Source organism: Mycolicibacterium arseniciresistens, assembly GCF_030519285.1.
GTDB lineage: Bacteria > Actinomycetota > Actinomycetes > Mycobacteriales > Mycobacteriaceae > Mycobacterium > Mycobacterium arseniciresistens.
On sequence record NZ_JAUMSQ010000347.1, the window covers coordinates 1 to 7,533 of the forward strand.

At 68.1% G+C, this 7,533-nt stretch carries 9 protein-coding genes; 4 read left to right on the forward strand and 5 right to left on the reverse strand.

The window, feature by feature from the left end:
• Window positions 1-260 (forward strand): hypothetical protein (locus Q2100_RS27950; protein WP_302916658.1); only part of this gene is annotated, 260 nt, incomplete at its 5' end.
• Here the strand turns inward: Q2100_RS27950 and Q2100_RS27955 are convergent.
• The 3 genes from Q2100_RS27955 to Q2100_RS27965 form a co-directional block, all read right to left on the reverse strand.
• The gene (locus tag Q2100_RS27955; RefSeq protein ID WP_302916659.1) at window positions 224-709 is read right to left on the reverse strand and encodes a carboxymuconolactone decarboxylase family protein; all 486 of its coding nucleotides are present in this window, start codon (window positions 707-709) and stop codon (window positions 224-226) included. The two genes, Q2100_RS27950 and Q2100_RS27955, sit on opposite strands and share 37 nt — an antisense overlap.
• An 88-nt stretch (window positions 710-797) precedes the next feature.
• Window positions 798-1,655, reverse strand: coding sequence for a transglutaminase-like domain-containing protein (locus Q2100_RS27960; protein ID WP_264013753.1), 858 nt, complete (start codon window positions 1,653-1,655; stop codon window positions 798-800).
• Window positions 1,656-1,801: 146 nt separating this feature from the next.
• On the reverse strand, window positions 1,802-2,311 hold the full coding sequence (locus tag Q2100_RS27965; RefSeq protein ID WP_302916660.1) for a hypothetical protein: 510 nt from the start codon (window positions 2,309-2,311) through the stop codon (window positions 1,802-1,804).
• Between the two features lie 78 nt (window positions 2,312-2,389).
• Between Q2100_RS27965 and Q2100_RS27970 the strand changes: the two genes are divergently transcribed.
• Window positions 2,390-3,232, forward strand: a complete 843-nt coding sequence (locus Q2100_RS27970) for an alpha/beta fold hydrolase (RefSeq protein ID WP_302916661.1) — start codon at window positions 2,390-2,392, stop codon at window positions 3,230-3,232.
• Between the two features lie 61 nt (window positions 3,233-3,293).
• Here the strand turns inward: Q2100_RS27970 and Q2100_RS27975 are convergent, their stop codons facing one another.
• Window positions 3,294-4,583: an NAD(P)/FAD-dependent oxidoreductase gene (locus Q2100_RS27975; RefSeq protein WP_302916662.1), complete on the reverse strand. Its 1,290-nt coding sequence runs from the start codon at window positions 4,581-4,583 to the stop codon at window positions 3,294-3,296.
• A 93-nt stretch (window positions 4,584-4,676) separates the two neighbouring features.
• Here Q2100_RS27975 and Q2100_RS27980 point away from each other — a divergent pair, with 93 nt between their 5' ends.
• Window positions 4,677-5,309: a TetR/AcrR family transcriptional regulator gene (locus tag Q2100_RS27980; RefSeq protein ID WP_302916663.1), complete on the forward strand. Its 633-nt coding sequence runs from the start codon at window positions 4,677-4,679 to the stop codon at window positions 5,307-5,309.
• 21 nt (window positions 5,310-5,330) lie between these two features.
• Here the strand turns inward: Q2100_RS27980 and Q2100_RS27985 are convergent, their stop codons facing one another.
• Window positions 5,331-6,245, reverse strand: coding sequence for an MBL fold metallo-hydrolase (locus Q2100_RS27985; protein ID WP_302916664.1), 915 nt, complete (start codon window positions 6,243-6,245; stop codon window positions 5,331-5,333).
• A gap of 250 nt (window positions 6,246-6,495) precedes the next feature.
• Here Q2100_RS27985 and Q2100_RS27990 point away from each other — a divergent pair.
• Window positions 6,496-7,533, forward strand: a 1,038-nt coding sequence (locus tag Q2100_RS27990) for a M12 family metallopeptidase (protein ID WP_302916665.1), incomplete at its 3' end; no start/stop codon positions are given.

The window sequence follows — 7,533 nt, forward strand, 5'->3', positions numbered from 1 at the left end:
GGGTCGCCGGCGCCGCCGGCGACGGCGGGAAGAATTCGACCGGTGTGCGCGACGACGACGAGCTCGTCGACGCGGTGCTCGTGTCGGACCCGCACGCGGTGAGGCCGATCATGACCGATGCGGCGCACGCTGCGAGCGCGACGGACGAGGACAGGCGAGGAGAGTTCACGATCCGCCACGCTACCGCCGACGCAGCGGTCGTCGGCCGAAGGCCCGGTCCGCTTCAGCCGGACATGCGCGCGAGCATGCCTGCCTCGTAGGTCCCACCGGGATTGCGCACGATGACGTTCATCCGGTTGGCGGCGTTGGTGAGGGCGACCAGGCAGATGAGGGCCGCCACCTGGTCGTCGTCGTAGTGCTTGCGGACCTGGTCCCACGTGTCGTCGGACACGCCGGTGTGCGCGTCGGCGAGCCGGGTGCCCTCCTCGGCCAGCGCCAGCGCTGCTCTCTCGGCTTCGGTGAAGACGGTGGCCTCCCGCCACGCGGCCACCATGTGCAGCCGATGCGCGGTCTCACCGGCGGCCGTCGCCTCCTTGGTGTGCATGTCGGTGCAGAAGGCGCAGCCGTTGATCTGGCTCGCCCGCAGGCTCACCAATTCCTTCGTGGTGGCCGGCAGCGTCGATTCCTCGATGACCCTCGCAACGGTGGTGAATCGTTTGGCGAATTTCGTGGCGAACGCGTTGCCGAACAGATCGAACCGTGCATCCATGTCGTCCTCCTGGGTGTGGCGCTGGACGACCTCTAGATGCCGGCGGCGGGCGTTTTGTGACATATCCGCAGAAGCCGGGCGGCGGTCCTCAGTTCAGCACAGCGAGGTCGTGCACGGAATCGCGCGGCAGGTCTCCGTCGACCACGGCACGAATCTCCATGTACCGCAGATTGATCGACCCCTTGTGATTGTCCAGGAACGCGGTGTCGGCGGCGTCGCGCCCGGTGGCGATGCGCACCATGGACTGACGCGGCGCCAGGCAGGTGGGGTCGACCACGCGCCAGACGCCGTCGACGAATGCCTCCGCGACCGCGTGGAAATCCATCGGGTCACAACCCGGCGCGTAGACGGCGACCATCCTCGCCGGAACGTTGACCGCACGCAGCAGCGCGATCACCAGATGGGCGTAGTCGCGGCACACCCCGGAGCCGGCGAGCAAGGTGTCAGCGGCTCCGTCGATGGGGTCGCTGGACCCCGGCACGTACATGAGCCGGGTTCCCACCCACGACGAGACCTTCTCCAGCAGGGTCGCCGAGTCGGCGTACTCCCCGAACTCGGTGGCGGCGAACCCGAAGAACTTGTCGGCCTCGGCGTAGCGGCTGGGCCGCAGATAGGTCGACATGTCGATGTCCCGGACCTCCGCCGGATCGGTGCGACCGAGGATCGTGGCCCGATAGGACGCGGTGACGGTTCCTTCGGGAGCGTCGAAGCGATGGATGCGTGTGCCGTGCTCGCCGATGAGCTCCTCGGCCTCCACCGCGCGGCCCTTGCAGCGGAACTCGAGCGATTCGGTGACCTGCGCTCCGGGTTGCGGTGCGAGCGTGATCTGGAACTCGAGGGTGGTCGCGGCGGTGACGTCGATCTCGAGGTCGGCACCGACGTCACGCTTGAAGGCCGGCGGGGCATCGGGTTGCCCTGTTGACTTCTTGCCGGGCCACAGGGACATCACGCACCGCTTTCGTCGACGGATTCGTCATCGCAATGGGTAACGGCACACCTTCTTGACCGTGGCGACGATTCGCACACCCTAGCGGCGGTCGGCGGCGGTCGCTCGGCGAGGCGGTCGCCTCGGTCAGTCGTCGGTGTCGGGGCTCATCTTGCGGTCGGGTTCTTGGCCGCGACGATCGCCGACTCGATCGCCGTGAAGCATTCCGCCGCAGCGGGTTCGGTACCCAGTCCGACGTAGAAGCTACCGGGCCGCTCGCCGCCGGCGAATCCCGTGATCGTGAAACCGGCGGTCTCACCGGCCAGCCGGCCCAGTTCGGCGCCCAGGCCGGTGCCGGCCGCGATCGATGCCTGGGTCAGGGGCAGCGAGAGGACCGAGGTCCCGCGCCTGGCGCCGTCGATCGCGACGAGGACGTGTGTCGGGTGCAGTATGGCGACGGTGTCGTGCTCGGCGTCGGGATCAGCGGAGTTCGCCCGGCGCCGCATCAGCTTTCCGAAGCCCTTGTCAGCCGGTGGATTCTCGCTGTGGGTGAGCCACATTCGCACATCGGTCACGTCGAGTTGGTTCGCCTCGGCGTGGGCGGTGAGCTTGTCGCGGACATGGGGAGCCAGGTCGCCCATCTGCACCGCACGGGTGTGTCGCACGTACATCGGCATGCGAGGAGTATCCACGATGAGTTACTGCCGTCGAGCGGGTCTGCACCGAGAAGAACCGACGAAGGAAGCTGAGATCTGATGGGAAACGAGCACCCGCGCGGCGGTCACCTGGCGATCAACGGGCTGAACCTGTACCACGAGGTGTACGGCGACCTCGGCGCGTCGACGCCGCCGTTGTTGCTGATTCCCGGTGCGTTCATGGCCACCGAATCCATGAGGGTGTGGGCAGAGGCATTCGCAGCCGACCGCGCGGTGATCGTGTTCGATCAACAGGGGCACGGCCGCACCCCGGACACCCCGCGGGCGATGTCCTACGAGCAGTTCGCCGACGACGCCGCTGCGCTGTTGCGCGCCCTGGGTGTGGCCCGTGCGGATGTGATGGGTTACTCGCAGGGCGGTGGGGTCGCACTGCAGCTGGCGATCCGGCACGGCACCCTGGTCGGCAAGTTGGTGTCGATGTCGGCGACGTTCCGGAAGGACGGTTGGTACCCGTCGGTGTTCGAGGCCCTCGGTGGTCTCACAGCAGATGTGTTCGCCGGCACGCCGGTCGAGGCGGCGTTCAACGAACACACCCCGGACGCCGGGGCGTTCGACGCCTATGTCGAGAAGATGAAGACCCTGAACATCGACGACCAGGACATCAGCGACGATGCGATGCGGTCGATCTCGGCCAACACGATGGTCATCGTCGGCGACGCGGACGGGGTGACGCTCGAACACGCGCTGGCGATGTTCGCGCTGCGCGGGGGAGGCGACGCGCAGGCGGCGGCAACGGGGGTGCTGACGGACGTTCCGGCCGCTCGACTGGTGGTGCTGCCGGCGATGTCGCACATCGGGATCTCGGGGGCCTCAGAGCTTCTGGTGCCGATGATCACGGCTTTTCTCGATGACGTGCCACCAGAGACCCCGGACCTCTTCTGAAAGTGGCGCAAACGTCCTCGCGCCGATGGTTCGGCACCGAAACGGTTGAGCGCGAACCACATCAGCCGCCGGCCATGCCCGGCGGTGTTCGCCGGCTCCGGTGTGCGCGACGGAGCCGGTCGGTCAGGGTGGTCGCCATCTCTGCACCCGTTGCGCCGGGGCGACGGCGAAGCGCCCGGGTGGCGGCGCCGCTGAGCCGTCTCGGGGTCATCAGCCGTTGCGGGCCGACTTCGTGGTTGAGCACGCGCAGCAGCGTCTGCGTCGCGACGGGATCCCCGGCGATGTCGCGCAGCATCTCCGTGACGAGTGGAGTCGGCGGACCCGGCGCTCCCATGTCCGTGGCGAACCAGTACATCGCTTGGGCGTCGCGGTCTCGCCAGCGCCACCATCGCCGGGTCGCCTCGTCGACGGCCCGGCCGTCGGCGAGGTCGGCGGGCAGCACATCGGCGAGACGCTCTGCCTGTCGCAGCGCATCGGCGATGCCCTGCGCCGGCGTGAAGTCCTTGAAGTGCCCGGCGTCGCCGACCAAGACCCAGCCGGGCCCCGCGGTCTGACGAAAGTACCCGTGCCACTTCGTCATCACCCGGATCGGGCCTACTCGCTGTGCGCCGGTGAGCAACTCGGCGAGTTCGGGCCAGCCGGCGATACCGGCGTCGAACGCCGCATCGCGGTTCGCGCGCACCGCGGCGCCCGTGGCGATGGTGACCATGTACAGGCCGGCATCGGTGGGGCAGGCCAGGTATCCGCGTTCGCCGAGGCGTGCGAGTCGCAGGCGGCCCTCCCGGCTGGCGACTCCCTCGAAGTAGGCCCACGCCGGCATCCGGCCCGGCGGGGTGGTCAGGTACTCCTGAGCGCCGACGTTCGCGGCCACGCCGGACTGCCGGCCGTCGGCGCCGACCACCAGGTGCGCCCTGATGTGCCCGCGGTCGGTCTCGACACCGACCGTCCGCTCACCTTCGGTGAGCACCCCGGTCATCTTCACCCCGGTGCGCACGTCTGCACCCGCTGCGACTGCCGAATCGACCAGGAGCGCGTCGAGTGTCAACCTGCGCACGCACAGTCCCGGCCGGGGAAACACCGCGGGATCGAGCCGCCCGTCGACGCGCACGTCCTCGTTGACGAGGGTGAAACGGTCGATCGGCACCGCACCGGCCGCCAGCACCGCATCAAGGGCACCGATGCGCTCGAGCACAGCCGTCCCACAGGGCTGGATGACGTGAGTGGACGGCGTCTCGGAGGGAAACCGCGCCTTGTCCACCACGCACACGGTGAATCCCCGGCGCGCGAGCGTCACCGCCAGCGGGGAGCCCGCGCACCGCGCACCCACGATCACCACGTCGAAGATCCGCATCGAACGTCCCGCCTTCGAGGAAACTTACCAATGGATAGTCTGCCCCGGATGATCGAACTTATCAATGGTCAGATCGTGCGCTAGGCTCGCGCCATGTCCGGCAGTGCCCGGTCGTATCACCACGGCCACCTCCGCGAAGCAGCGATCGAGGCTGCGGTCGCGGAGGTGGAACGGGTTGGAGCCGCCGGAGTGAGCATGCGTGAGATCGCACGCCGCGCCGGCGTGACGCACGCGGCCCTGGCCTACCAGTTCGGCGACAAGGCCGGCCTGTTCACCGCGATCGCCACCGAGGGGTTCCGCCAGGCGGCCGCCGCGATCGGGCCTGCCGCGACGGGGCCGGACGCATTCCTCAAGGGCGGCACAGCCTACGTCATGTTCGCCCTGACGCATCCCGGGCATTACGAGGTGATGTTCCGCCCGGACCTGTACGGCGAGGACGATCCACAGCTCGTCGCGGCCCGCGACGCGGCCTTCGCCCTTCTCTACGACAGCGCCAGGACGAGCGTGGCGGCGCCGCCCACCCGCGACGTGACAGGTGTCGTCGTCGCGGGATGGTCGATGTCGCACGGACTGTCCACGCTCTGGCGCACCGGCAATCTGCGTGGCCGGATCGGCGACGACCCGACCCGACTCGCCCGGCAGATCGCCGAGGGCATCGTCGAACTCGGCGATCTCGCCGGCCGCTACCTCGACACCCTCGACGAGCCGGACACGGACCCGAAGTGACCAGTCAGTGATCCCGGCTCGTCAGTAATCCCACACAGCGGGCACCATCCGGAAGCCGTCGCCGGCGACCGCCACGTGGCAGACCGACGGAAACGGCAGGTGGGTGGCCACCAGCGCCTCGCCGCTCGCCGCCAGCTCGCGCAGCAGTTTGATCCGGACCCGTGTCGACTCCTCGGGGTCGTGTTCGAAGCCGTTCTGCCAGTCGGGTTTGTCGAACCCTGGCTGGAACACCGCGTCGCCGGCGAAAGTGAGTGCCTCGCCGCCAGATTCGAGGCGGACGATGCTGTGTCCCGGGGTGTGACCGCCGGTGCGGCGGAGCAGCACGCCGGGTGCCACCTCGTACTCGGTCTCGAACGGCCGCAACTGGCCGCGGTAGACGTCGAGGAACTGCGCGGCGGTCCGCCGAAGCACGTCCGGAATGGGGGCAGGCATGACGGTGCGGGAGAAGTCGGGCGCCTCCCAGAATTCGGCCTCTGCCGCCGCCAGGTGGACCCGAAGATCTGGCCGCAGTTGATTTCTGAGCCCGTCGACGAGCAGTCCGCCGATGTGATCCATGTGCAGGTGGGTGAGCACCACGTCGGTCACGGAGGCGGGATCGATCCCGGCGGCGACGAGTCGCAAGGCCAATTGCCCGGCCCGCGGGAAGTCAGGGAACTCCGTCCCGAGTCCCGAGTCGATGAGGATGGTCTTGCCTCCGCTGCGCACCACGGCCACGTTCAGCGGCCAGTCGAGCACCTCCGGCGGCAGGTACATGTCCTCGAGCCAGGCCGACAGGTCGGCAGGGGCAGCGTTGGTGGCCATCGTCACGGCGGTGATCGGCAGCACCCCGTCGCTGATCACCAGCACGTCGATGTCGCCGACCTTCAGCGCGTAGCGCGAGGGAACCAATTCGTCATACCCCGTCGCGGCAGGGCGTGATGTGTCGACCAAGCTCATGATTTTCTCCTCCTGGGAACCCGAAGACATGGTGGAAGTGACCTGTCCTCCTGGTTGATCGTCTGGCGACGTCCGGATTCATCCCCTCAGGGCGGTGAGCACCGTTGCGGCCCTTGGCCGGCTGCGTATTGACGTAGCGCACTACTCGTGTCATCGCTTCCCCGCAGCCACAGAGTTCTCGCCAAGAGCGGCGTCTACGTCACCAACCGACGTCTCCGACCGCGAAGGCTGAACAACCAAGGGGAACACGATGACCGTCGAGGACATCAAGCAGACCGAACTTCACGACGACGAGGCCACGGGTGAGTACCGGACCGGTCCTGAAGCCGGGACAGCGATCGTCGGAACGTTCGACGGGGGCGAACGCGAAGTGCGCTACGCCGACGTTGACGGGGTGGCGGTCTTCGAGGGCGACATCGTCCTCGGCACTGTGGAGGAGGTCCGGAGCCGAGCGGGACTCGAGGGAATCGGCCGCACCGGCAATGAGTTCCGCTGGCCTAACGGCGTCGTCCCCTTCGAGGTGGACCCGACGCTGCCGAATCAGCAACGCGTGACCGACGCCGTCGCACACTGGGCCGACCGCACCAGGATCCGGTTCGTGCCGCGCAACGGCCAGGCAGACTTCGTCCGCTTCGTACCGAGCACCGCGAGCCGGTCGCCCGTCGGACGGCAACGGACCGGCCGTCAGGACATCGAGTTGACCGCCACCGCGCCGACCGGCACGGTCATCCACGAGATGGGTCACGCGGTGGGACTCTGGCATGAGCAGAGCCGCGAGGATCGCAACAGGTTCGTCGAGATCCGGCTCGACACCGTACCGGTCGACAACCGGCACAACTTCGATCAACAGATCGAGCTCGGAGACGACCTCGGCACCTACGACTTCGGGTCGATCATGCATTATTCGCGGACCGCGTTCAGCACCAGCGGCCAGGACACGATCGTCCCGAGAGTCGCGCTGCCTGCGGGCGTCACGATGGGGCAGCGAACGGCATTGTCGCAGGGCGACATCAACGCAGTGCATGCGATGTACCCGGACTGGTCAGGTATCGGGGACCGCTGGCGTTCCATCGGTGGGTTCTTCCCCGCCGGTGCGCCGATCTCGGTCACCTCACGCAGCGCCGGGAACCTCGACTTGTTCGTCGTCGGCAACGACGGCCGCGTCTACACCTCATGGTGGTACCAGGGCGCTGACTGGTCAGGACTGAACAACACCTGGCGCAACATCGGCGGAGTCTTCCCCAAGGGCGCCCCGGTCACCGCGATCGCAAAGTCGCCCAACAGCATC

What these genes read in the sequence shown, in the direction of transcription:
- Q2100_RS27970 (WP_302916661.1), top strand. Translation starts at nt 2,390, where the DNA reads ATGGGAAACGAGCACCCGCGCGGCGGTCACCTGGCGATCAACGGGCTG.
- Q2100_RS27965 (WP_302916660.1), bottom strand. Translation starts at nt 2,311, where the DNA reads ATGCCGATGTACGTGCGACACACCCGTGCGGTGCAGATGGGCGACCTG.
- Q2100_RS27960 (WP_264013753.1), bottom strand. Translation starts at nt 1,655, where the DNA reads ATGTCCCTGTGGCCCGGCAAGAAGTCAACAGGGCAACCCGATGCCCCG.
- Q2100_RS27975 (WP_302916662.1), bottom strand. Translation starts at nt 4,583, where the DNA reads ATGCGGATCTTCGACGTGGTGATCGTGGGTGCGCGGTGCGCGGGCTCC.
- Q2100_RS27980 (WP_302916663.1), top strand. Translation starts at nt 4,677, where the DNA reads ATGTCCGGCAGTGCCCGGTCGTATCACCACGGCCACCTCCGCGAAGCA.
- Q2100_RS27985 (WP_302916664.1), bottom strand. Translation starts at nt 6,245, where the DNA reads ATGAGCTTGGTCGACACATCACGCCCTGCCGCGACGGGGTATGACGAA.
- Q2100_RS27955 (WP_302916659.1), bottom strand. Translation starts at nt 709, where the DNA reads ATGGATGCACGGTTCGATCTGTTCGGCAACGCGTTCGCCACGAAATTC.